At 65.7% G+C, this 23101-nt stretch carries 19 protein-coding genes; 11 read left to right on the top strand and 8 right to left on the bottom strand.

The window, feature by feature from the left end:
* Window positions 1-44 precede the first annotated feature (44 nt).
* The gene (locus U5782_RS10795; RefSeq protein WP_322043796.1) at window positions 45-947 is read right to left on the bottom strand and encodes a DMT family transporter; all 903 of its coding nucleotides are present in this window, start codon (window positions 945-947) and stop codon (window positions 45-47) included.
* A gap of 131 nt (window positions 948-1078) precedes the next feature.
* Between U5782_RS10795 and U5782_RS10790 the strand changes: the two genes are divergently transcribed.
* Window positions 1079-1549: an Lrp/AsnC family transcriptional regulator gene (locus tag U5782_RS10790; protein WP_322043795.1), complete on the top strand. Its 471-nt coding sequence runs from the start codon at window positions 1079-1081 to the stop codon at window positions 1547-1549.
* Window positions 1550-1582: 33 nt separating this feature from the next.
* Here the strand turns inward: U5782_RS10790 and U5782_RS10785 are convergent, their stop codons facing one another.
* Window positions 1583-2476 (bottom strand): alpha/beta hydrolase, encoded by an 894-nt coding sequence (locus tag U5782_RS10785; RefSeq protein ID WP_322043794.1) that lies wholly within the window; start codon window positions 2474-2476, stop codon window positions 1583-1585.
* A gap of 243 nt (window positions 2477-2719) precedes the next feature.
* Here U5782_RS10785 and U5782_RS10780 point away from each other — a divergent pair, with 243 nt between their 5' ends.
* Entirely contained in the window at window positions 2720-3679 is a 960-nt protein-coding gene (locus U5782_RS10780) for a nitronate monooxygenase family protein (protein ID WP_322043793.1), read from the top strand.
* Between the two features lie 39 nt (window positions 3680-3718).
* Here the strand turns inward: U5782_RS10780 and U5782_RS10775 are convergent, their stop codons facing one another.
* The 3 genes from U5782_RS10775 to U5782_RS10765 all read right to left on the bottom strand — a co-directional run bounded on the left by U5782_RS10775 (window position 3719) and on the right by U5782_RS10765 (window position 7169).
* Entirely contained in the window at window positions 3719-4675 is a 957-nt protein-coding gene (locus U5782_RS10775; protein WP_322043792.1) for a LysR family transcriptional regulator, read from the bottom strand.
* A gap of 207 nt (window positions 4676-4882) precedes the next feature.
* Window positions 4883-5992, bottom strand: coding sequence for a porin (locus tag U5782_RS10770; RefSeq protein WP_322043791.1), 1110 nt, complete (start codon window positions 5990-5992; stop codon window positions 4883-4885).
* Between the two features lie 640 nt (window positions 5993-6632).
* Entirely contained in the window at window positions 6633-7169 is a 537-nt protein-coding gene (locus U5782_RS10765; RefSeq protein ID WP_322043790.1) for a hypothetical protein, read from the bottom strand.
* A 618-nt stretch (window positions 7170-7787) separates the two neighbouring features.
* Here U5782_RS10765 and U5782_RS10760 point away from each other — a divergent pair.
* Window positions 7788-8831 (top strand): bile acid:sodium symporter family protein, encoded by a 1044-nt coding sequence (locus tag U5782_RS10760; RefSeq protein WP_322043789.1) that lies wholly within the window; start codon window positions 7788-7790, stop codon window positions 8829-8831.
* A 49-nt stretch (window positions 8832-8880) separates the two neighbouring features.
* On the opposite strand, the gene U5782_RS10755 is transcribed toward U5782_RS10760, so the two are convergent.
* A complete protein-coding gene (locus tag U5782_RS10755; RefSeq protein WP_322043788.1) occupies window positions 8881-9819 on the bottom strand; it encodes a DUF1828 domain-containing protein in 939 nt (312 codons plus the stop codon).
* Between the two features lie 114 nt (window positions 9820-9933).
* Between U5782_RS10755 and U5782_RS10750 the strand changes: the two genes are divergently transcribed.
* Window positions 9934-11856, top strand: a complete 1923-nt coding sequence (locus U5782_RS10750; RefSeq protein ID WP_415914297.1) for an EAL domain-containing protein — start codon at window positions 9934-9936, stop codon at window positions 11854-11856.
* Between the two features lie 146 nt (window positions 11857-12002).
* Here the strand turns inward: U5782_RS10750 and U5782_RS10745 are convergent, their stop codons facing one another.
* Window positions 12003-12158 carry a DUF3309 family protein gene (locus U5782_RS10745; protein WP_042296285.1) on the bottom strand — a complete coding sequence of 52 codons (156 nt, stop codon included), beginning with the start codon at window positions 12156-12158 and terminating at the stop codon, window positions 12003-12005.
* Window positions 12159-12401: 243 nt separating this feature from the next.
* On the opposite strand from U5782_RS10745, the gene U5782_RS10740 reads away from it, so the two are divergent.
* The 7 genes from U5782_RS10740 to U5782_RS10710 all read left to right on the top strand — a co-directional run bounded on the left by U5782_RS10740 (window position 12402) and on the right by U5782_RS10710 (window position 21536).
* A complete protein-coding gene (locus tag U5782_RS10740; protein WP_322043787.1) occupies window positions 12402-13454 on the top strand; it encodes a LacI family DNA-binding transcriptional regulator in 1053 nt (350 codons plus the stop codon).
* A gap of 7 nt (window positions 13455-13461) precedes the next feature.
* A complete protein-coding gene (locus U5782_RS10735) occupies window positions 13462-14772 on the top strand; it encodes an AGE family epimerase/isomerase (protein WP_322043786.1) in 1311 nt (436 codons plus the stop codon).
* A 100-nt stretch (window positions 14773-14872) separates the two neighbouring features.
* Window positions 14873-15841: a carbohydrate kinase gene (locus U5782_RS10730; RefSeq protein ID WP_322043785.1), complete on the top strand. Its 969-nt coding sequence runs from the start codon at window positions 14873-14875 to the stop codon at window positions 15839-15841.
* 169 nt (window positions 15842-16010) lie between these two features.
* Window positions 16011-16232: a hypothetical protein gene (locus U5782_RS10725; protein WP_322043784.1), complete on the top strand. Its 222-nt coding sequence runs from the start codon at window positions 16011-16013 to the stop codon at window positions 16230-16232.
* A 140-nt stretch (window positions 16233-16372) separates the two neighbouring features.
* Window positions 16373-16618, top strand: coding sequence for a hypothetical protein (locus U5782_RS10720; RefSeq protein ID WP_322043783.1), 246 nt, complete (start codon window positions 16373-16375; stop codon window positions 16616-16618).
* Between the two features lie 134 nt (window positions 16619-16752).
* The gene (locus U5782_RS10715) at window positions 16753-17724 is read left to right on the top strand and encodes an ion channel (RefSeq protein WP_322043782.1); all 972 of its coding nucleotides are present in this window, start codon (window positions 16753-16755) and stop codon (window positions 17722-17724) included.
* Window positions 17725-17921: 197 nt separating this feature from the next.
* Window positions 17922-21536 (top strand): indolepyruvate ferredoxin oxidoreductase family protein, encoded by a 3615-nt coding sequence (locus U5782_RS10710; RefSeq protein ID WP_322043781.1) that lies wholly within the window; start codon window positions 17922-17924, stop codon window positions 21534-21536.
* Between the two features lie 81 nt (window positions 21537-21617).
* On the opposite strand, the gene U5782_RS10705 is transcribed toward U5782_RS10710, so the two are convergent.
* The gene (locus tag U5782_RS10705; RefSeq protein WP_322043780.1) at window positions 21618-22895 is read right to left on the bottom strand and encodes an EAL domain-containing protein; all 1278 of its coding nucleotides are present in this window, start codon (window positions 22893-22895) and stop codon (window positions 21618-21620) included.
* Window positions 22896-23101: the final 206 nt, after the last annotated feature.

The following is a 23101-nucleotide window of genomic DNA, read 5'->3' as shown; positions in this document are numbered from 1 at the left end:
AGTCCGCGCGCGACGCGCCAGGACAGACCACCTCACCCACGCCCTCAAACCGACGGCGCTTTCACCCTCTGCGGCACGATCCGCCAGCCCAGGTTCACGCCTGCGGCCGCGAGCAGAATGAGCGCCGCGCCCGCCACCTGGATCCAGGCGAGACGCTGGCCGAAGGCGAACCAGTCCACGAAGATCGCCATCACCGGATAGATGAACGAGAGCGCGCCCGTCATCGCCGTCGGCAGTTTCTGGATCGCGCCGTACAGCAGCACGTACATCACGCCGGTATGGACGATGCCGAGTGTGACGATCTGCGCCCAGTGCACGGGCGTGTCGGGCAGCGTGCCGTAGCGCACGAACGGCGCGAGCGCCAGCGCGCCGAAACCCAGTTGCACGAGCGCGAGCAGATGCGGCGGCGTGCCCTTCAGATGCCGCGTGATGATCGCCGAGATTGCGTAGAGGAAGGCCGCGCCCGCCGCGCACGCAACGCCCACGAGGTATTCGCCCGGCACGGCGAGCACGGCGGGCGGCACTTCGACCACGCCCACGAGACCGACAAAGGCGAGCGCAAGCCACGCGACGGTGGAGGCGCTCACGCGCTCGCGCAGCAGCAGCGCGCCCAGACCGACCAGCATGAAGGGTTGCGTGTTGTAGACGGCCGTGGCCATCGAAATGGAGGCGCGCGAATAGGCCGCGAACAGCAGCACCCAGTTCGCGACGATGGCCGCGCCGCCCAGCACGGCGAGACCAAGCGTGCGCCACGGCAGCAAGGCGCGGCGATAGAGGCCAAGCGCCGCGCAGACGAGCGCGAGCGTGGCGCCGCCCAGCACACAGCGCATGAACACGACGTTGAGCGCGGGTTGCTTCGACGCCACCACGAGCCAGCCGATGGTGCCGGACATCAACATGGCGATGGTCATTTCGGCCGCGCCGCGGCGCACTTCAGGTGAAGCCATGACTTATTTCCTCGTAGCAATCTGCGAGTCAGTTTACTGACTGCGCAGCGAGGAATACATAGCTAAACCAAGGCGAATGCTTACACCCGCCTTAGAATCGAAGGTGACATCTTCCGTTGACGAGCGAAATCATGAACAAACGTCCCAGCGCGCCCGCACCTGCCCCGCTCGACGAGATCGACCGCGCGCTACTCGCCGCGTTGGCCGAGGATGCGCGCGCGAGCGTGAGCGAACTGGCCCGCCAGGTTGGGCTATCCGCGCCCAGCACATCCGAGCGGATGCGGCGGCTCGAAGCGCAAGGGGTGATCGGCGGCTATACGGTGCGCATCGACCCGCGCGCGCTAGGCTACACGCTGCAAGCCATCGTGCGCGTGAAGCCGCTGCCGGGTCAGTTGCATCTGGTGGAGGAAATGTTGCGGCGCATTCCCGAATTCATCGAATGCGACAAGGTGACGGGCGACGACTGCTTCATCGCCCGCGTCTATCTGCATTCGATCGAGCAGCTCGACGACATCCTCAACAAGGTCACCGAGCGCGCGGAGACGAGCAGCGCCATCGTCAAATCGACGCCGGTGCCGCGCCGGCTGCCGCCGCTCGCGTGAGTGCGTGAGCGCTAGTAAGCGCTCACGCCAGCCTCAGCGCTCGGTGGCCTCGAAGAACGCCAGCATTTCGGCGACGAGCGCTTCGTTCGCTTCCTCGGGGATGTAGTGACCGCAGGGCAGCGCGCGGCCGCTCACGTCGCGCGCGACCTTGCGCCATTCCCCGAGCGGATCGAAGCAGCGCGCGATCACGCCATGTTCCCCCCACAGCACGCGCAGCGGGCAACCGACCTTGTGGCCGCGCTCGATATCGGCGCGATCGTGTTCGAGGTCGATGGTCGCCGAAGCCCGATAGTCCTCGCACATCGCGTGCACGGCGCCCGGCTGGCGCAGCGCCGCGCGATAGGCGCCGAGCGCCTTGGGCGCGAACGGCGCGAGACCCGCGTGGCGGCTGCCCATCACGCGCTCGATATAGGCATCGGGATTCGCGCCGATCAGGGCTTCGGGCAGCGGCTCGGGCTGGATCAGCAGGAACCAGTGGAAGTAGAGCGTGGCGAACTCGCGATCGGTCTGCTCGTACATGGCGAGCGTCGGCGCGATGTCGAGCAGCATCAGCCGCTCGACGGCGTCGGCGTGATCGAGCGCCATACGGTGCGCCACGCGCGCGCCGCGATCATGCGCGCACACGAGAAAACGCTCGAAGCCGAAGTGGCGCATGACCTCGACCTGATCGGCGGCCATCGCGCGTTTCGCATAGGCCGCGTGCGTGGCGTCGCTCGCCGGTTTCGACGAGTCGCCGTAGCCGCGCAGGTCGGTGGCGATCACGGTGAAGTGCTTCGCCAGATCGGCCGCGCAGCGATGCCAGATCATGTGGGTCTGCGGGTGGCCATGCAGGAGCAGCAGCGGCGGACCTTCGCCGCCGCGCATCCCGTTGATCTCGACGCCACCCGCAGTGCGGACGGTGAAAGGCGTGTATCCCTCGAACGGCATGATGTCTCTCTCGCTTGTCCCTGTTGGTTGTACCTGCTGGTCTCCTGACATTGTATGAGGCGAGCGCAAGCGCACACCGTGGTTTGGGGCCCATAGCCGTAGAAACCGAACACTCCCTCGAATCCCGCACGCGCCGTGCTCGGGTCGCCCCGTTGCCTATAATCGAACGACCGTTTTGCTGCCAATCACGCTGCCGGGCGTCGGACGAATCCGACGTGGCTGCGCGCTCAAGGAGACAAACTCATGGCCCTGCCCGCCGTCCTGCAAAACCTGTCGTTGCCCGTCGTCGGCTCGCCGATGTTCATCGTGAGCTACCCCGAGCTCGTGCTCGCGCAGTGCAAGGCGGGCATCGTCGGCTCGTTCCCGGCGCTCAACGCGCGCCCCGCCGAACTGCTCGACGAATGGCTCACGCAGATCCAGGAGCAACTGGCCGCGCACAAGGCCGCGAATCCGGACGCCGTGATCGGCCCGATCGCCGTGAACCAGATCGTCCATCAGTCGAATGCGCGTCTGGAGCACGACATCCACGTATGCGTGAAGCATCGCGTACCGATCTTCATCACGAGCCTGCGCGCACCGCCGAAAGAACTGCTCGACGCCGTGCACAGCTATGGCGGCATCGTGCTGCACGACGTCATCAATCTGCGCCATGCGGGCAAGGCGCTCGAAGCGGGGGTGGACGGTCTGATTCTCGTTGCGGCGGGTGCGGGCGGTCATGCGGGCACGACTTCGCCGTTCGCGCTGGTGGGCGAAGTGCGGCGTATCTTCGACGGCCCGCTCGTGCTGTCGGGCGCGATCGCCAATGGCGGCTCGATCCTCGCCGCCCAGGCGATGGGCGCCGATCTCGCTTACATGGGCACGCGCTTCATCGCCACCCAGGAGGCGCACGCCGTCGAGGGTTACAAGCACGCGATCCTCAACGCCAAGGCCGCCGACATCGTCTACACGAACCTCTTCACGGGCGTGCACGGCAACTACATCCGCGAGAGCATCGTCAACGCGGGGCTCGATCCGGACGCACTGCCCGAGTCCGACAAGACGGCGATGAACTTCGCCGGCGACAAGGCCAAGGCCTGGAAGGAAATCTGGGGCGCGGGCCAGGGCGTGGGCCTGATGGACGATGTGCCGTCAGTGGCCGAGCTGGTTGCCCGCTTGAAGGACGAGTACGAAGAAGCGAAGGCGAAGCTGGGGATCGCGCGCTAACGCAGGCCGCTCGCTCCGGGCGCGCCCTGCCTTCAACGCTCAGGCTTTGACGCGCTGCGCGGCCCGCACCGCCAGCGCGCGGATTTCATCGGCGTTCGGCCAGAGCGCGCGCTCGCCGAAACGCGCCGCGAGGAAGTCCACGAACGAACGTACTTTCGCGGAGAGATGACGGCGGCTCGCGTAGACGGCGTAGATCGGCAACTCGCGCGGCGGCAGCGCGTCGACGAGCAGCGGCACAAGACGGCCTTCGGCAATGTCGTCGCCGATCACCTCGGTGCCGAGCATTGATAACCCACCGCCTTGCAACACCACCACCCGCAGCGCTTCCAGGTGATTGACGATCAGGTTGCCGCCAGGCTTCGGGCGTGCGCCCGCTTCCGAGAACGGCGCCAGTTCCGCCGCCGAAGCGCCCGCGTAATGCACGAACTTGTGCTTCGCGAGATCGGCGACCGTTTTGGGCACGCCGTGGCGGCGCAGATAGTCAGGCGAGGCGCACAGCACGATATGGGCGGTGGCAAGCGGCCGCGCGATCAGCGAGGAAGACTTCAGCCCCGAAGGCGAGGCGCGGATCGCCACGTCGAAGCCCTCGTCGATCAGCTCGACCACGCGGTCCGACAGCGTGATATCGACCGTCACCTGGGGGAAGTCCGCCGCGTAGTCGGCCACGGCGCCCATCACATGGCGCAGCCCGAAAGCGGTCAGCGACGACACGCGCAATCGCCCTTGCGGCACTACACTCGCCGCGCCCACGGCCTGGCCCGCTTCGTCCAGTTCGGTGAGCGCCTGGGCCACCCGTTCGTAGTACTCGCGACCGGCCTCGGTGGGCGCGACGCGGCGCGTCGTGCGGTTCAAGAGACGCGCGCCCAGTTGCTGTTCGAGATGCATCACATGCTTGCTGGCCATCGCCGCCGACATTTCCATGCGCTCGGCCGCCGCGACGAAGCTCCCCGCTTCCACCACCTGCCGGAATACTTTCATGCTGACGAGGGTATCCATCGCGCTACTCTTGCTCGTATCGGTTAATCAAAATCAGGAAACAATCGCCGATATTGTGCTCGCTTTATCAATTCCTGGTAGCCAAATGCGCAGGCGTTGGCCTTACTTCTCATTGCCTCCTCTGTGCACCGCCCAAAAGAAAAACCCCGCGCTGCAAGCAGCGCGGGGTTTTGCGTGGCCATGCTGCGGCTGGACAGCCGCGGACGTTTAGAACTTCGTACGCACGCCCACGCCGTAGGTCATGCCCGTCGACATGTTGTCGTAGTGGTCGTACATATACGCCGCATACAGGTCGGTGCGCTTCGAGAGCGGGTAGTCGTAGCCGAGCGCCGCCGTGTTGTGCGTCTGGTTCAGGCCGCCGGTGTCGCGCGAGTACGCATACGACGCCATGATCGTGCCGGGACCGGCCGGCACCGATACGCCGCCCTGCGCCGTGTTGACGTGCCAGCTGTTGATCTCGCTGTTGTTGTTCGTGTACATGTACTGGCCGAAGAACTTCACGTACTTCAGGTCGTACGAGAGGCCCACCTGCGCGACGCTCTGGCTGCGCAGACCGACGACGGTCGTGTCGCCGCTCAGGATGCTGCCGATGTCGCCCGGCGAGTCGTTGAAGTTCACGTACTGATAGACCGCCGTCGCCGCGAACGGGCCGTGGAAGTACAGCGCCTGGGCGCTCCACTTCTTCTTGCCGTTTTCGCCGGCCGTGTTGCCGAGCGCATACATCACCGAACCCGACAGGCCGTTGAAGTTCGGCGTCGAGTACTGCACCGCGTTGTTCCAGCCCGAGTCGCCCACCACGCCCTGGTCGGTCGTGTAGGTCGGGAAGGTCGAGAGGCCGAGGTACACGTGGTACACCATCGGCGAGAAGGTGTACGAATCGATGAACGGGTTGAACAGGATCGTCGAGACGAACAGTTGCGTCGTCAGGCGACCGGCCGTCACCGTACCGTAGGGCGATTCGATACCCACGTACGAGTTACGCGCGAAGAACGTGTCGCCCGAGAAGCGCCCGTACTGGCCGTTCTGCGCGCGGAAGAAGCTTTCCAGCGTGAAGATCGCCTTGTAGCCGCCGCCCAGATCCTCGGAGCCCTTCAAGCCCCAGTAGGACGTGGACATACCGCCGCCGCCGACATTCCATGCGGTCTGGCTGCCCGGGAAGCGCGTGGCGCCGACCCATTCGTCGACCTGACCGTAAAGCTGCACGCTCGACTGCGCAAAGGCCGACGACGAAGCGGCGGCAAGCAAGGCGGCGACGGCGCCTGCCTTGAGGGACGTACGCAGCGGGTGACGCAGCGCGCGGCTGACGGCTGTATTCATGGGTTCTCCTGTCTTTGTCAAAAAAAGGTGTGACTGGCGGCTGTGGCGCTCGCGCAAACCGTTTGTTTTTCGTCGTTCGCAGGCGTGGCCGTTCTGGGCGGATCCATCTTTGCGGACCATTTTTATGGACAAAAATATCGGTTGTTATCGCCGGTATATCGGCCCGATTAGTTTGCTATCCGCAAAACCTGTCTCGATGGCATCCGTCGCTCTTTTTGCCGCATCGCAACACGATCGACGTTGGGCTCATGGCCCGCATGGGCGGGGCTTCTGCCCCGTTTTCCCGCACTTTGGCGAAGCCGTTGACGCACTGCCACAGCGAAGCCGAGATTTGATGACGAAAGGGTTCTGTATGACGAGGGATTTCCAATAAAGTGTGGTATCCACGCGTCAGTTTTTTGCGGAAAAAAGGCTTGCCGCGAGAAACGGGCAAGACGAGCGTGTTTTTGGCGCAGGAGGTGCGCAAAAAGCGTCGATGGGCTTTGGGGAGTGCTGCGGGGAAAATTACCGATTACTACCGTCGATCAGGAGATCGACGAACGGTTGGTGGATAAGCCAGGACTGCAAACAGAGTCTCACCGCGCTGGATGCGCCCTTTCGTGGACGCGGGTCGGCGCGGGCTGCGAGTTGGGAGTTGCGATTAATTACGATAGGGCGAGGGCATCGGCGGGCGCGGGACGTCGCCGCCGTTGCGCGGGAACGGACGGAAGGTGCCGCGCTCCTCGTTATAGCGCGCCACGTCCTCGCGGATCGAGCCGGCGCGCACCGGCGAATCGGCCGGCGGATGCGGGACCTGGCGCGTTTCCGCGCTCACGGGCTGAATCGGGCCACGGTAATTCGAATAGCCGTTGCCGAAGCCGTTGCCATAAGGATTGCTGCTGTAACCGGGCGTCTCGCGGCGCTCCGGCTGACGATTGCTACCCGGGCCACCCGGGCCGCCGGAGCCACGCGGACCACCGGGACCGCCGCGCTCGCGCCAGCCGCCCTGGTCGGCCACACGCATGGGCGTGGGACGCTCGCCGTAATGTCCGCCTGGGCCACCCGCAGCGCCCCAGTGCATGGAGGCAGCCGCGCGCATCATGGGCGCACGCCCGAAGCCGCCGCCCCCGCCGCCATGAAAACCACCATGAGGCGCAAAACCGGGCTGGGCGTGGGCGAACGCAAAGAGGGCCGTCAACCCGGCCCCCAAGACCCATCGTCCTATCCGTAACAACCCTGCGCGCATTATGTCGATCACCTGCCCGACGTTCAGCATGACGACTCGCCACTCGGGCCGTGGCGAGCCAGCTCCCGGAAAGTGAGAGCCGCGAGGCGCAACGATTGCTGCCGCAACGGTCTACTAACATTCCTTGACGGTAATTTATGGGCGCCCGGTATGGGTGTCGAGCCAAAAAGTGTTATGCCCTCGGAAGGGTTGTAACACCATGTTACTGCTCGATTTTTCGGGTTTTGGAGGGTTGTCGCACGGGTCGGTTTCGTGCTCCTGCGGCACATGCTGGCGCGGCTTCGCGCACGATTCTGAAGAGGGTATTTCGTCGTACTTGAGGTGGGGTGTTTGGGATGACGAATGAGCCAATAAACGGTAATCAACAGAGGGAAATGACGCCCGCCAGCCGCACAGTGCGGTCGATGTGAAACCTGCCCCATCATGCGCAACACTCATTAATCAATTCTTCAAATGAATTTGCTTTTTCAATGAGCTTGCGCCGACAATAGGGACTTCCGATGATCCGCGGTGCCCGCGTCCCGCGACGCACATCGCCCAGGCGCCGACGCGCGCACTTGAGATTGACCGATGGCACGTCCGAAATTTCTACCCGATAACTTCACGCTTTGCCTCATCGGCACGGTGACCCTCGCGAGCCTGTTGCCCGTGCATGGCCAGGCCGCCGCCTCGTTCAACTGGCTCACCAATATCGCGGTCGGGCTGCTGTTCTTCCTGCACGGCGCCAAGCTCTCGCGCGAAGCGATCGTGGCGGGCGCCACGCACTGGCGTCTGCATCTCGTCGTGCTGGCCAGCACCTTCGTCCTCTTCCCGGTGCTCGGGCTCGCGCTCAAGCCGGTGCTCTCGCCGCTCGTCACGCCGGCGCTCTATATGGGCGTGCTGTTCCTCTGCACACTGCCGTCGACCGTGCAATCGTCCATCGCTTTCACCTCGATCGCGCGCGGCAACGTGCCGGCGGCCGTGTGCAGCGCCTCGGCGTCGAGCCTGATCGGCATCTTCGTCACGCCCGCGCTCGTGAGCCTCGTGGTGACGAACCAGACGGCCGGCGGCACTTCGGCGTGGCACACCGTCTGGAACATCGTGCTGCAACTGTTGGTGCCTTTCGTCGCGGGCCAGCTGCTGCGCCCGGTGATAGGCGGCTGGATCGAGCGCAATCGCGGCGTGCTCAAGTTCGTCGATCAGGGCTCGATCCTGCTGGTGGTGTACGGCGCGTTCTCCGAAGCAATCAACGAAGGGCTCTGGCATCACACGCCGCTCGCCGCGCTGGGCGGTCTGCTGGTCGTGAATGCGGTGCTGCTGGCGCTCGCGCTTGGCATCACGATCTTCGCGAGCAAGAAGCTCGGCTTCTCGCGCGCCGATCAGATCACCATCATCTTCTGCGGCTCGAAGAAGAGTCTCGCGGCAGGCGTGCCGATGGCGAAGGTGATCTTCGCGTCGAACGCCGTGGGCGCGGTCGTGCTGCCGCTCATGCTGTTCCACCAGATCCAGCTGATGGTGTGCGCGTCGCTTGCGCAACGCTGGGGTGCGCGCGACATGAGCGCGGAACGCGCAGCCGAAGCAGGCGATGAATCGCGCGGCGGCGAGCGTGGGGCGGCTGCGGCGGGTCGGCGGTAAGGAACCGCTTCGATTATCGATTGAGAGGGCGGCGCGTTGGCCGCCCTTGCTACACCACCACGCGCAGCTTTCTTTCGAAAGCCTCGTCCGCATCGAGCGACGAGATCATCTCGTTAGCCGCATTCATCAGCCGGCTAACGTCTCGTGCCGGCATCTCCGCCGAATTCTGAAACACCACCATTGACCGGAAATCCAGCTTCGCCGCATTCAGGTGTTGCAGGATGATGGTCGTCAACATGGCCTTCTCTCTCGTCGGGACACCGAAAAGATAGAGCGGTCGCGCAAAACCTTCCACAAAGAAGTCGACGGGATAGTTTCCCGCGTCCATGAGATCCGGCACGAGATACTGCTCGTGAATGGCGGCTGCCTGTACGTACGCGCCGAGCTTGTGCCGCAAGTCCTCGTAGAACGTACTTTTTGCCCGCGCCTGATTGAGAAAGTTCAGGTCGTGAATGCGCGTGAGAGCCTGCCCGAAGCGAAAAATGCTCGCGCCCAGCCGGTCGGCAGCGCTATCCAGGTAGAACTCGCCATCGCTTTCCTGGAGATCGAGCTCGGCCAGAATCTGCCGGAACACCTTGCCACGCGTGCCCTCGCGCAATTTCGCGAGGTCGTTCTCGTAGCTGAGGTGCATCAGCGTGTTACCGAGATCGGTAATGCGCAAGCCGACCGTCGGCAAGGCTTCGAGGTAGATCGAATACGCATCGCCGTCGCCGAACGCGAACGGCGTAGTCACGCAAAGCAGGCCCTCCTCCTGCGCCACGACCCTGATGTCGGCGCATAGCGAAGCACAGATGGCTTTCTGGATTGCCTCAACGTTCATGGTCATGACTAGAGCAGCCTGAGCTGGGGATCGTTGCGGCGAAATGTGTGTCCAGTCCCGCCGCGCGTCCGTTTCCTGTGGCCGGCAAACGCCAGCCCTCCCCGATTGTCCAGGCGATCCGGCGTGTATGACGTGACGCACATCAGCCACAGCCGTTTCGATGCGCAAACGTTGCCCTCCCCCCTCCCAGCCCTTATTCTTCAAACTGTCATTAAAGGTTCATTTAATTGGCAGAGGCTTCTGCGGTTATTCCCGTCGTTCAAGCCATCCTTGGCTCTTTACATGTCAGCACGCGCGTCCATGCCGTCCGCCGGGACGGCCAACCTGGCCTCCACGGCCCCGACCGGCATCGAGGACCTGATCGCCCAGCGCCAGTTGCGCGCCGTCTTCCAGCCCATCGTCGATTTCGATGATGGCGCGATCCTCGGCTACGAGGGCCTCATTCGCGGTCCGGCCGGCTCGCCGCTCGAGTCGCCCGCCGCGCTGTTCGCGCAGGCCAACGAGGCGGGCTGCGCGACCGCGCTAGAACGCGCCGCTGCCGATGTCTGCATCGACGCCTTCACGCAGCTCGGCTGCAACGGCAAGCTGTTCCTGAACTTCAGCGCGGGCGCGCTGTGCCAGTTGGCCAGCACGGGCGTCGACGCCCTGTTCGCGCGCATCGACGCCCGCCGCGTCGTAATCGAGCTTACCGAGCAGAGCGCCATCGCCGACTTGCGCGATTTCGCGCCCGTGGTGGCGGCCTTGCGCGCAACGGGCGCGCAGTTCGCGCTCGACGACTACGGCAGCGCCAACGCCAGCATGAACGTCTGGGTGCAGTTGCAACCCGACGTGGTGAAGATCGACCGCTTCTTCATCCAGGACATCGCGCAGACGCCGCTGAAGTTCGAGGCCGTGCGCGCCATGCAGCATTTCGCGCAGGCGAGCGGCGCGCGCCTCGTGGCCGAGGGCATCGAGAACGAAGCCGATCTGATCGTGCTGCGCGACATGGGCATCGAGAGCGGCCAGGGCTTCTTCTTCGGCCGCCCCGAGGCGCAGCCGCCGCGCAAGCTCGACGAGAGCGCGCGCGCCGCGATCCGCACGCATCACATCGCCGTGTTTCCGGAGGCCACGCACAGCAGCGGCGCGCTGGCGAGCGCAGCGGGCATCGCGCCCGCGCAAAAGATGATGGTGCACGCGCCCGCGGTGCCACGTCAGGCGACCAACAACGACGTGCTCGACCTCTTCACCCGCATGCCCGACCTGCACGCCGTGGCCGTGGTCGAGGACGCGTCGCCCGTCGCGCTCATCAACCGGCGCGCGTTCATGGACCGCTACGCGCTGCCCTACCACCGCGAGCTGTTCGGCAAGAAGGCCTGCCTGCAGTTCGCCAATGCGCAGCCGGTCGTGATCGAGCAATCGATGAGCGTCGAGCAGATGGCGGCGCTGCTCGCGAGCGACGATCAACGCTACCTCGCCGATGGCTTCGTCATCACCGACAACGGCCGTTACGCGGGCCTCGGCACGGGCGAAAGCCTTGTGCGCGCCGTCACCGAAGTGCGCATCCAGGCGGCGCGCTACGCGAATCCGCTCACCTTCCTGCCGGGCAATATTCCGATCAGTTCACACATCGAGCGCCTGCTCTCGCGCGACGCGGGCTTCCATGCCTGCTATGTCGATCTGAACCAGTTCAAGCCGTTCAACGATCAGTACGGCTATTGGCAGGGCGACGAGGTGCTCAAGTTCGCGGCGCAGGTGCTCGCCGACGCCTGCGAGCCCACGCGCGACTTTCTCGGCCACGTGGGCGGCGACGATTTCCTGATCCTGTTCCAGAGCGAAACGTGGCGCGAACGCGCCTGCCGCGCGATCGACTCGTTCAATGCGGGCGCACTGCGTTTCTACGCAGCCGCGGACCGGCTCGCGGGCGGCATTCACGGCGAGGACCGGCAAGGCAATCGCACCTTCTTCGGTTTCGTGACGATGGCGATCGGCTGCGTGCAGATCGCGGCGGGACACAACACGCAGCACGGCGCGCAACACGGCAGCGAGGCGATTGCCTCGCTCGCCGCGCTCGCCAAGCGGCGCGCGAAACAGGAGGCGACCGGGCTCGTCGTGATCGACGGCAGCGACAGCGCCGCACTGCTGCCCACGCTCGCGCACGGCGAGATTTATGCCGAAGCACAACTGGCGATTCCCATGGCGCTATCCGCGCGCAAGGTACGCGAATAACGCCGCGCCCGACCACGCATCGTCATCATCGAGCGCAAACGACAAAGGCCGACGCGGACTCTCCCGCATCGGCCTTTGTCGTTTTCTGCGACGCTTGAACGTGCGCGTCGATCCGTGGATGTATGGCGGCTCAACTCGCCGCCACCCTAGATCGTCCCCATCAACACGAGCACGACCACGACGATCACGACGATCCCCAGCGTCCCGGATGGCGCATAGCCCCACGACCGGCTGTGAGGCCAGGCAGGGAAGGCGCCGATCAGCAGCAGGATCAGAATGACCAGAAGCAAGGTGCCGAGCATGATGCCTCCGAATAGTTCGAATGATGACGAGCTTGCTTGAGCAACCGGCGTACCCGGAGGGCTTGTTTAGTAAATTTTACTAAACAACAATGTTTGCGTTTATCTGAGCAATTACGGGTATTTACGGGGGATTTTCGACCCGACACAACGTTGTTCGACCGGGTTTTTACTATACAATCGCCGCACATCTGACCATAACGCCGCGTGTGCTGAATGCGGCGTCGGCGAGCGCAGACAGGAACCATGGGGACAACCATTCGCGATGTCGCGCAGGCGGCCAACGTGTCGATCGGCACGGTCTCCCGCGCACTCAAAAACCAGCCCGGACTTTCCGAGGCCACGCGCACGCGCATCGTCGAAGTCGCGCGCTCGCTCGGCTATGACTGCGCGCAACTGCGCCCGCGCATTCGCCGCCTCACTTTTCTGCTGCACCGCCAGCACAACAATTTCGCCGCCAGCCCGTTCTTCTCGCACGTCCTGCATGGCGTCGAAGACGCCTGCCGCGAGCACGGCATCGTGCCCGCGCTGCTCACCGCCGGTCCCGCCGACGACACCGTCCAGCAACTGCGTCTGCACGCGCCCGATGCGATCGCCGTGGCGGGCTTCGTCGAGCCCGAAATGCTCACCGCGCTGGTCGCCCTGCAGCGCCCGCTCGTGCTGATCGACCTGTGGTCGCCGGGCCTGCGCTCGGTGAACATCGACAACGCCGCGGGCGCCGCGCTCGCCATGCATCATCTGTTCGGCATGGGGCGGCGGCGCGTGGTCTTTATCGGCGGCTCGCTCGCGCACTACAGCATCGCGCAGCGCGCGCTCGGCTATCGCCGTGCGTTCTTCGAAGCGGGCCTGCTGTTCGACCCGTCGCTGGAGACCACGATCGACGGCGGGCTCGATCCCGACACGGGCGCCACGCTCGCCATGCAGCGTCTGCTCGACGCGGCGCGCGCGCGCGGCGACGCGCCGCCCGACGCCGTGTTCGCCTACAACGACGCGGCCGCGCTCGCCGCCCTGCGCGTGTGCCAGACGCGCGGCCTGCGTGTGCCCGAAGACGTGGCGATCATCGGCTTCGACGATATCGCGGGCGCCTCGCATGCCGCGCCTGCGCTCTCGACCATCGCCGTCGACAAGGAAGCGCTCGGTCGGCGCGGCGTCGAACTGCTGCTCGAAGAAACCCCCGAGACCTCTGAAATCGTGCTGCCCGTGCGGCTGATCGAACGCGCCAGCACGGCGGCATCCGCCGCCACGCCCGCACCCGCCGCTGTCGCCCAACCGTTCGCCACCCAAGCCCAGTCAACCTGAGAACGCCATGACGAAGCCCACTGCCCCTCTCCACGCCAGCGCCGAAGCCAGCCTCGCCGCGCCCGCCGTCGCGAGCTTTCGCGACCGCGCGTTCCTGCTCGGCCATGTCGAGGACACGCTGCGCTTCTACGCGCCCAACGTGTACGACGCTTCGGGCGGCTTCTTCCACTATTTCCGCGACGACGGCTCGGTCTACAACGCCCATTCGCGCCATCTGGTGAGCAGCTGCCGCTTCGTCTTCAACTATGCGATGGCGTATCGCGAGTTCGGCGACGCGCAGCATCTGGAGTACGCGCGCCACGGCCTGCAATTCCTGCGCGAGGCGCACTGGGACCCGCAGCATCAGGGCTACGACTGGGAGATCGACTGGCGCGACGGCAAGAAGCGCACGCTCGACGCCACGCGCCATTGCTACGGCCTCGCCTTCGTGCTGCTCGCCTACTCGCATGCGGCGATGGCCGGCATCGAGGAAGCGCGGCCGATGATCGGCGCGACCTTCGAGCTGATGGAGCACCGCTTCTGGGATGGCGCGGCGGGCCTCTACGCCGACGAGGCCAGCGCGGACTGGGTCGTGTCCGGCTATCGCGGCCAGAACGCCAACATGCACACCACCGAGGCGCTGCTCGCGGCCTACGAGGCAACGGGCCACCTGGTGTATCTCGACCGCGCGGAGCGCGTTGCGTCGAACATCACGCTGCGTCAGGCGAAGCTCTCGCAGGGTCTCGTGTGGGAGCACTTTCACGCCGACTGGTCGGTGGACTGGCACTACAACGAAGAAGACAGTTCGAACATCTTCCGTCCGTGGGGTTTCCAGCCCGGTCACCAGACCGAATGGTCGAAGCTGCTGCTGATCCTCGAGCGCCATCGTCCGCTGCCCTGGCTGCTGCCGCGCGCCATCGAGCTGTTCGACGTCGCCATGGCGCGCGCCTGGGACAACGATCACGGCGGCCTCTACTACGGCTTCGGCCCGGACGGCACGGTCTGCGACCACGACAAATACTTCTGGGTGCAGGCCGAAACGTTCGCGACCGCCGCGCTGCTGGCCAAACGCACCGGCAACGAGCGCTTCTGGGACTGGTACGACGAGATCTGGCGCTATAGCTGGGCGCATTTCGTCGATCATCGCTACGGCGCGTGGTATCGCATCCTCACCTGCGACAACCGCAAGTACAGCGACGAGAAAAGCCCCGCGGGCAAGACCGACTATCACACGATGGGCGCGTGCTACGAAGCGCTCAACGCGCTGCCAGGACGCGGCATGGCGCCCGCGATCGGACGCGAAGTCGCGCATGCAACCGGTACTGACGGCAGCGTCTGAACAGGCCGCACGAACGGCGCAATCAGCGACGCACAGTGAGAAGTAGAGCGAGAAGTTGACCGAGCAGCAGACAGAGAAGCACACAGCGAAGGATCAAGCGATGAGCACTTGCAGCACTGGCCCCGACTTTTCGTCCGGCTTCCCCGCCTTCATCTCGGCGGGCGACATCCTCACCGATCTCGTGCGCGGCGCAGCGCCCGAGGGGACGTCCGGCACCCCGGGCATGGACTCGCACTGGCGCGCGCATCCCGGCGGCGCGGGCTGGAACGTCGCGCGCGCGGTCGCGCGGCTGGGCCTGCCCACGGCCTGCGCGGGCGCGCTCGGCACCGACAACTTCTCCGACGAGCTCTGGAACGCGAGCGTCACCGCCGGTCTCGACATGCGCTTCATGCAGCGCGTCGAGCGCGCGCCGCTGCTCGCGATCGTGCATCAGACGCATCCGCCCGCGTACTACTTCATCGGCGACAACAGCGCCGATCTCGCCTTCGATCCGGCGAAGCTGCCCGCGGGTTGGCGCACGCACGCGAAATGGGCGCACTTCGGCTGCATCAGCCTCGTGCGCCAGCCGCTGGGCGAAACGCTCGCGACGCTCGCCGCCGAGCTGCGCGCGCAAGGCGTGAAGATCAGCTTCGATCCGAACTACCGCAACCTGATGGCGCACGGCTACGAGCCGATCCTGCACCGCATGGCCGCGCTCGCCGACCTCATCAAGGTCTCCGACGAAGATCTGCAGAAGCTGTTCGCCGACAAGAGCGAGCCCGAGGCCATCGCCGCGATGCGCGCGCTGAACCCGGCCGCGACGCTGCTGGTCACGCGCGGCGCGCAGCGCGCGACGCTCTACACGGGCGACGAGGTGTTCGAAGCCGCGCCGCCGCGCGTCGAAGTCGCCGACACGGTGGGCGCGGGCGACGCCTCCATCGGCGGGCTGCTGTTCAGCCTGATGAGCACGCCGCAGCGCACGTGGCCGCAGCATCTGGCGTTCGCGCTCGCCGCCGGCGCGGCCGCGTGCCGACGACCCGGCGCGCATTCGCCGACGCTCGACGAAGTCGTCGCGCTGATCGCGGATTGAGCAACGATCGGCAGCCGGTCCCTGGTGGATAGCGCGCGATTCGGGCGCGCGCGCCGTGCGGCGCGCGCCTGACACGAAAGCGCCGCGCCAGCGTCACGAGTGTGCCCCGCAGCCGTAGAGGCAACGTGCTAGCATGAGATTTCCTTCCACGAGGAGCACGGAGCACGCTATGGAAGACGTCACCTACACCAAGGGAATCTACACCGCAGTCGCCTCCGTGCGGCCCATGAACGCCGGCCAGTACCAAGGCCAGGTCGCGCTTGCGCGCGACGACGGCGAGGCGCTCGAAAACGCCCTCTACGAAGTCGATGCCGCTTCGGGCACGCCGGAAGAAGCGCTGGAAGAAGCCAAGGCGCTCGCCCATCGCCTGCTCGGCGAGCTGGAACTGTAAGGCGCGCAGCGGGCGCGCGAAGTTGCGCGGGGCGGCGATCCCCAATCCCCAATCCCGTCTCACGCGCTAGTCCTGCGCCGCGCGTACCACGTGCGGCGAGGTCTGGAAACAGGCCTGAACACAGCGGTCAGGAGGCCAACATGACCGAGCAACTTTTCCTCTACGGCGTCTACGCCATCCACGTTCATCCGCTCGAATTGCAGGGCGCGCGCTGGGACGCCGAATATCAGATCACCCATCGCGACCACGCGGTCCAGCCGTGGATCACGATCGGCGGCAGCAGCGGCTTTCCGGCCAGCGGCGAAGCCATCGACGCCGCGCACCGCCAGGCGATCGCCGATATCGAACACGGCGCAGGCATTCCGAAGCCGCGCACGTTTCCGTAACCCACGCATCGGGATCGACGCGCGCATCGCTCGCGGTTTGATGTCGCGCAGGCGTCCTGCGCGCGCGGCCGCTTGTCCCGCTTCATCGGCATTGCTACGCTTGCGGGCAATTCGACCCCGATGCAGGGACTGCCATGACCTCCGATAAGCCGGCGCAAGGCGACGCCAATACCGCCGCCAACGCCGCCTCCGACACGAATGGGCCCGCCGCCAGCCGGCGCGGCGCGCGCAAGGTGCGCATCGGCTCGCGCGACGTCTACGTCTACGGCATGCCCGTGCAGACCTGGGGCGACTTCTATCACGTCGCCCTGACGATGCGCTGGCCCACCTTCTTCGCCTCGCTCGCCGGCCTCTTCCTCGTCCTCAATACCGTGTTCGCGAGCCTCTATCAGCTCGGCACGGCGCCCATCGCCAACCAGTATCCGCACGGCTTCCTGGGCGCGTTCTTCTTCAGCGTCGAAACGCTCGCGACAGTCGGCTACGGCGACATGCATCCGCAGACTATCTACGCGCACCTGGTCGCGACGTTCGAAATCTTCGTCGGCATGTCGGGCGTCGCGTTGGCTACGGGTCTCGTGTTCGCGCGTTTCTCGCGGCCGCGCGCGAAGATCTGGTTCGCCAACCAGGCCGTCGTGCATCCGCTCGAAGGCCGCCTGACGTTGATGGTGCGCGCCGCGAACGCGCGCCAGAATGTGATCGCCGAAGCCTATGCGAAGCTGCGCCTGATCCGCATCGAGACGACCTCGGACGGCTACACCGCGCGGCGCATCCACGACCTCAAGCTCGTGCGCGCGGAGCATCCGCTCTTCACGCTCGGCTGGAACCTCATGCACATCATCGACGAAACCAGCCCGCTGCACGGCGCCACGGCCGACATGCTCGCGCGCCAGCACGCGTCGCTGCATATGGTGATCGAGGGCTCGGACGAGTCGACCGCGCAGACCATGCAGGCGCGCCACATCTGGAGCGACGCCGAAATCCGCTGGCAACACCGCTACGTCGATCTGATGACCGACACGGGCGACGTTAGCGTGATGGACTACTCGCACTTTCACGAGGTGGTGGCGTTCGACGAACTGAAGCCCTACGGCCCGCGCATGATCTGAGCCATTCGGACGGCCTGACGCGGGGCGAGGGAAAATTTCTCTCAGAATCGGCAGAACGTGGGCAGGCTATCGCGCGAATCGAGGACACGCCCGACCAGTTAGCAAAAAATTTCCGTCATTGGCGAGAAAAAATAGAGTCTCCAACGCAGCGCATCCAGCGATGTGCGAGCAATAGAAATAATGGAGACTCCCCCCACATGACCGCGCGCCCCGCCTTCGGTGACAGCCCCGCTACGCCGCCCCTCGCCGACTACCGCCTCACCGACAACCTCACCGCCACACGCGGCCGCATCTTCCTCACCGGCACCCAGGCGCTGATCCGCCTGCCGCTCATGCAGCGCGCGCTCGACCGCGCGCACGGCCTGAACACGGCGGGCTTCATCAGCGGCTATCGCGGCTCGCCGCTCGGCATGGTCGATCAGCAGGCCTGGAAGGCGAAGAAACTGCTCGAAGCCGCCGACGTGCGCTTCCTGCCCGCCATCAACGAGGAACTGGGCGGCACCGCCGTGCTCGGCACGCAGCGTGTGGAAGCCGATCCCGAGCGTACCGTCGAAGGCGTGTTCGCGATGTGGTACGGCAAGGGTCCGGGCGTCGATCGCGCGGGCGACGCGCTCAAGCACGGCAACGCCTACGGCTCATCGCCGCACGGCGGCGTGCTGGTGGTGGCGGGCGACGATCACGGCTGCGTGTCGTCGTCGATGCCGCATCAAAGCGACTTCGCGCTGATGGCGTGGCATATGCCCGTGGTGAATCCGTCGAATATCGCGGACATGCTCGAATTCGGCCTCTATGGCTGGGCGCTGTCGCGTTACTCGGGCGCGTGGGTGGGTTACAAGGCGATCTCGGAAACGGTGGAATCGGGCTCGACCGTCGATCTCGACGCAATCAAAACCGACTGGCAAGCGCCCGAAGGTTTCACGCCGCCCGCAGGCGGCCTGCACAACCGCTGGCCCGATCTGCCGAGCCTCTCCATCGAGCAGCGCCTCGCCGCCAAGCTCGACGCCGTGCGCCACTTCGCGCGCGCCAACAGCATCGACAAGTGGATTGCGCCGAGCCCGCACGCGAACGTGGGCATCGTTACCTGCGGCAAGGCGCATCTGGATCTGATGGAAGCGCTGCGCCGCCTCGATCTCACCATCGACGATCTCGAACAGGCGGGCGTGCGCATCTACAAGGTGGGCCTGTCGTTCCCGCTGGAGATGTCGCGCATCGACGCGTTCGTGTCGGGCCTCGACAACGTGCTCGTGATCGAAGAGAAAGGCCCGGTGATCGAGCAGCAGATCAAGGACCACCTCTACAACCGTACGAGCGGCGCGCGCCCGGCGATCATCGGCAAGCATGCAGAAGACGGCGCGTTGCTGCTCACCGATCTCGGCGAGCTGCGCCCCTCGCGCATCCTGCCGGTCTTCGCCGCGTGGCTCGCGAAGCACAAGCCCGCGCTCGACCGGCGCGAACGCGTGGTCGATCTGGTCGCGCCGCAGATCCTCTCGAACGTGGCCGACGCCGTGCGCCGCACGCCTTACTTCTGCTCGGGTTGCCCGCACAACACCTCGACGAAGGTGCCTGAAGGCTCGATCGCGCAAGCGGGTATCGGCTGTCACTTCATGGCGTCGTGGATGGAGCGCGACACCACGGGCCTGATCCAGATGGGCGGCGAAGGCGTGGACTGGGCCTCGCATTCGATGTTCACGAAAACGCCCCACGTATTCCAGAACCTGGGCGACGGCACCTACTTTCATTCAGGCATCCTTGCGATTCGCCAGGCCGTGGCCGCGAAGGCCAACATCACCTACAAGATCCTCTACAACGACGCCGTGGCAATGACGGGCGGCCAGCCGGTGGACGGCAGCATTTCCGTGCCGCAGATCGCGCGTCAGGTGGAAGCCGAAGGCGTCTCGCGTTTCGTCGTGGTGAGCGACGAACCCGAAAAGTACGACGGTCATCACGGCCTGTTCCCGAAGGGCACGACCTTCCATCACCGCAGCGAACTCGACACCGTGCAGCGCGAACTGCGCGAAACGTCGGGCGTAACCGTGCTGATCTACGACCAGACCTGCGCCGCAGAAAAACGTCGCCGCCGCAAAAAGGGCGAATTCCCCGACCCCGACAAGCGCCTCTTCATCAACGAGGAAGTGTGCGAAGGCTGCGGCGATTGCGGCGTGCAATCGAATTGTTTGTCGGTGGAGCCGGTGGAAACGGAGCTGGGCCGCAAGCGTCGCATCGACCAGTCGTCGTGCAACAAGGACTTTTCGTGCGTGAACGGCTTCTGCCCGAGCTTCGTGACGATCGAAGGCGGCAAGCTCAAGAAGGCCGCGGGCGCGGCGTTCGATCCGCAGGCGCTGGCTGCGCGCATCGCGGCACTGCCGGTTCCCGCGACGCATCTCGACAACGCACCCTACGACATTCTCGTCACGGGCGTGGGCGGTACGGGCGTGGTGACGGTGGGCGCGCTCATCAGCATGGCCGCGCATCTGGAAGGCAAGAGCGCATCGGTGCTGGATTTCATGGGCTTCGCGCAAAAGGGCGGCGCGGTGCTCTCGTTCGTGCGCTTCGCCGCGACCGATGCGCTGCTCAACCAGGTGCGCATCGACACGCAGCAGGCCGACCTGCTGCTCGCCTGCGACATGGTGGTGGGCGCGAGCGCCGACGCGCTGCAAACGGTGCGTCACGACCGCACGCGCATCGTCGTGAACACGCACCAGATTCCGAATGCGACGTTCGTTCAGAACCCCGAAGCGAACCTCCACGCCGACGCGCTGCTCGCGAAGATGCGTCATGCGGCGACGGGTGGCGCGGCTGATGCGAAGGATCCGCTTTCGGCGTGCGATGCGCAGGCGCTCGCGCAACGCTATCTGGGCGACACGATCGGCGCGAATATCGTGATGCTGGGATTCGCATGGCAGCTTGGCCTCGTGCCGGTGTCGCTCGCGGCGCTCACGCGAGCGATCGAATTGAACAACGTGGCCGTGCAATCGAATCTGTTCGCGCTCGCAATCGGTCGCATGGCTGCCGCCGATCCGGCCGCGCTCGAAGCGCTCGACACGCGTGCGGTCGCACAGGCGAAGGCGAGCACGCGCAAGCTCACGCAAACACTCGATGAACTGATCGCCGATCGCGAAGCGCGTCTGCTGGCGTACGGCGGTGCGAGCTACGTGAAGCGCTATCGCGCGCTGGCCGATGCCGCGCGCCATGCGGATCGTTCGACGGAACAGGCACTTTCACGCGCCGTCGCGACTACGTTCTACAAGCTGCTCGCGGTGAAGGACGAGTACGAAGTCGCACGCCTGCACGCCGATCCGGCTTTCCGCAGCGCGCTGGAAGCGCAATTCGAAGGTAAGGCGGGCAGCGACTTCACGGTGAAGTTCAATCTCGCGCCGCCGCTCATCGCGCGCGAAAAGCACGGCCAGGCGCCGCGCAAGATGCAGTTCGGCCAGTGGCTCTGGGGCGCGCTTGCGCTGCTATCGAAAGGTCGTGGCGTGCGCGGAACGTGGTTCGATCCGTTCGGCAAGACGCTGGAGCGCCGCATGGAACGCGCCCTCGCCGACGACTACGAGACGACGTTGCGCAGCGCGCTAGCGAAGCTCTCGGCCGACAACGCCGACGAGATCGCGAAGCTCGCGAACCTGCATCGGCGTGTGCGTGGCTATGGTCATGTGAAGCTCGCGAATCTCGCGGCGGTCAAGCGCAGCGAGCGCGACCTCGGCGCGCGCCTGAAGGTGGACGTGAAGACGAGCGCGGTCGTGCAGGAAGCCATCGACTCGTTCAAGGGCGCAGGCGCGCTGCGCGGGATTCCGGTGGTGGTAGCGAAATAAGGCCTTTTTTAAGGCATGAAACGAACGGCGCGAGTGATACACACTCGCGCCGTTTTTTTGTCCGCGAACCGGCCAGGCGATTCAGGCCAGCAATTCCGCCAGCCAGTCCACGTCGCCGCACAGCACGCACAGGCGGTCACCCACCTGCACCGCCATCGACAGCGTCACGCACGGCAACGCCTCGTTGATCGACAGATACGGCTCCGTCACATGCACACGCCCCGGCGCCACGAGCGCCGCACGGAAATACGGACGGCGCAGCCAGTTCGCGCCCTGGGCATCATCGAGCGGCAGAAAGCGCGCATCGTGCTCCGCACGGTCCACGCGCAGCACGACATTGCGGCCCGCCTGACGCCCATTCGCGTCGAGCAAAAAGCAACGCGCCGCATGATCGAGCGCGAGAAAATTCCAGCACACCTCTTCGAGCGGTTCGCCCGCACCAAGCCGCTCCGCCGCCCGCTCGAACGCACGCATATACGGCGCGAGCCGGCTCGCCGTGCCGCGCTCGCGCGCCTCGGTTTGCTGACGGAAACGATCGGTCGCCTCGCCGATCACGGTCTGCGCGTGCGGCGCGTCGGTCAGCCCCGGCGCGGGCCGCCCGAAGAAGAAACCTTGCACGAAGTCGGCGTTGCACGAGAGCGCGAGCTGCGCCTCCTGCTCCGTCTCCACGCCCTCGATCAGCACCAGCTTGCCCGCCTCGTGCAGCAGCGAGACGAGCGCGGGCAGCGTCGCGGCCATATCGGCGCGATGCGCGGCGTGCATCAGCATGATGCGGTCGAGTTTCACGATGTCGGGATTGAGTTGCCACACGCGGCCGATATCGACATGGCCCGCGCCGAAGTCGTCGAGCGCGATCAGGAAGCCACGCTCGCGGAACGCGGCGACCGCATGCGCGAGCGCGTCGAGATCGGTGGCGTCGGCTTCGAGTACTTCGAGCACCACACGGCGCGGCGGCAGGCCCAGACGCTTGAGATTGGCGAGCAGTGCAGCCGCGTGATACGGCTCGATCAGCGTGCCGGGGTGGACGTTGAGGAACAGCCACTCGCGCTCGGCGCCGAGCAGCGAGAAGTTCTCCAGATGCAACCCCTGCGCGAGCCGGTCGAGATGCAGCACCTCGCCCACGCGCGCGGCCTCGCCGAACACGTCGATCGGCGGAACGGGCCGGTCGAGCGCGTCGTGCGCGCGCAGCAACCCTTCGTAGCCGATCGCGCGCATGTGCGAGAGGCTGAAAACCGGCTGGAACACGCTCGTGAGCGTGAGCTCGCCATGTTGCGCGCTATAGCGCTGCAGCCCCGAGGTGACGCTCAAATCGAACCCGTGCGGCGCCAGCGCCGTCTTTTCCTGTTGCTCTGTGATCATGCCTTCCTCTTCGCGCAAGATGATCGCCGCGGCCTGTCTGCCGGCAGCCGATGCGTTGCGCCACACGAGGCGATAAAGCAAGGTCCGTGCACGCACGCATCTGGACCCGGTACGCATCGAAGCCTGCACCGCCGCACGCGCCTGTGCGCGCCCAGCGGGCACAACCCTGCCCCTCACGCACCAAAGTCGTGCACCCAGCCTGGACG

Origin of the sequence: Paraburkholderia sp. J67, from assembly GCF_905220265.1 — a bacterium.
In the GTDB taxonomy this organism is placed as follows: Bacteria; Pseudomonadota; Gammaproteobacteria; order Burkholderiales; family Burkholderiaceae; genus Paraburkholderia.
Note: the sequence above shows the minus strand (reverse complement) of the source record. Positions and strands in the feature narration are given on the sequence as shown.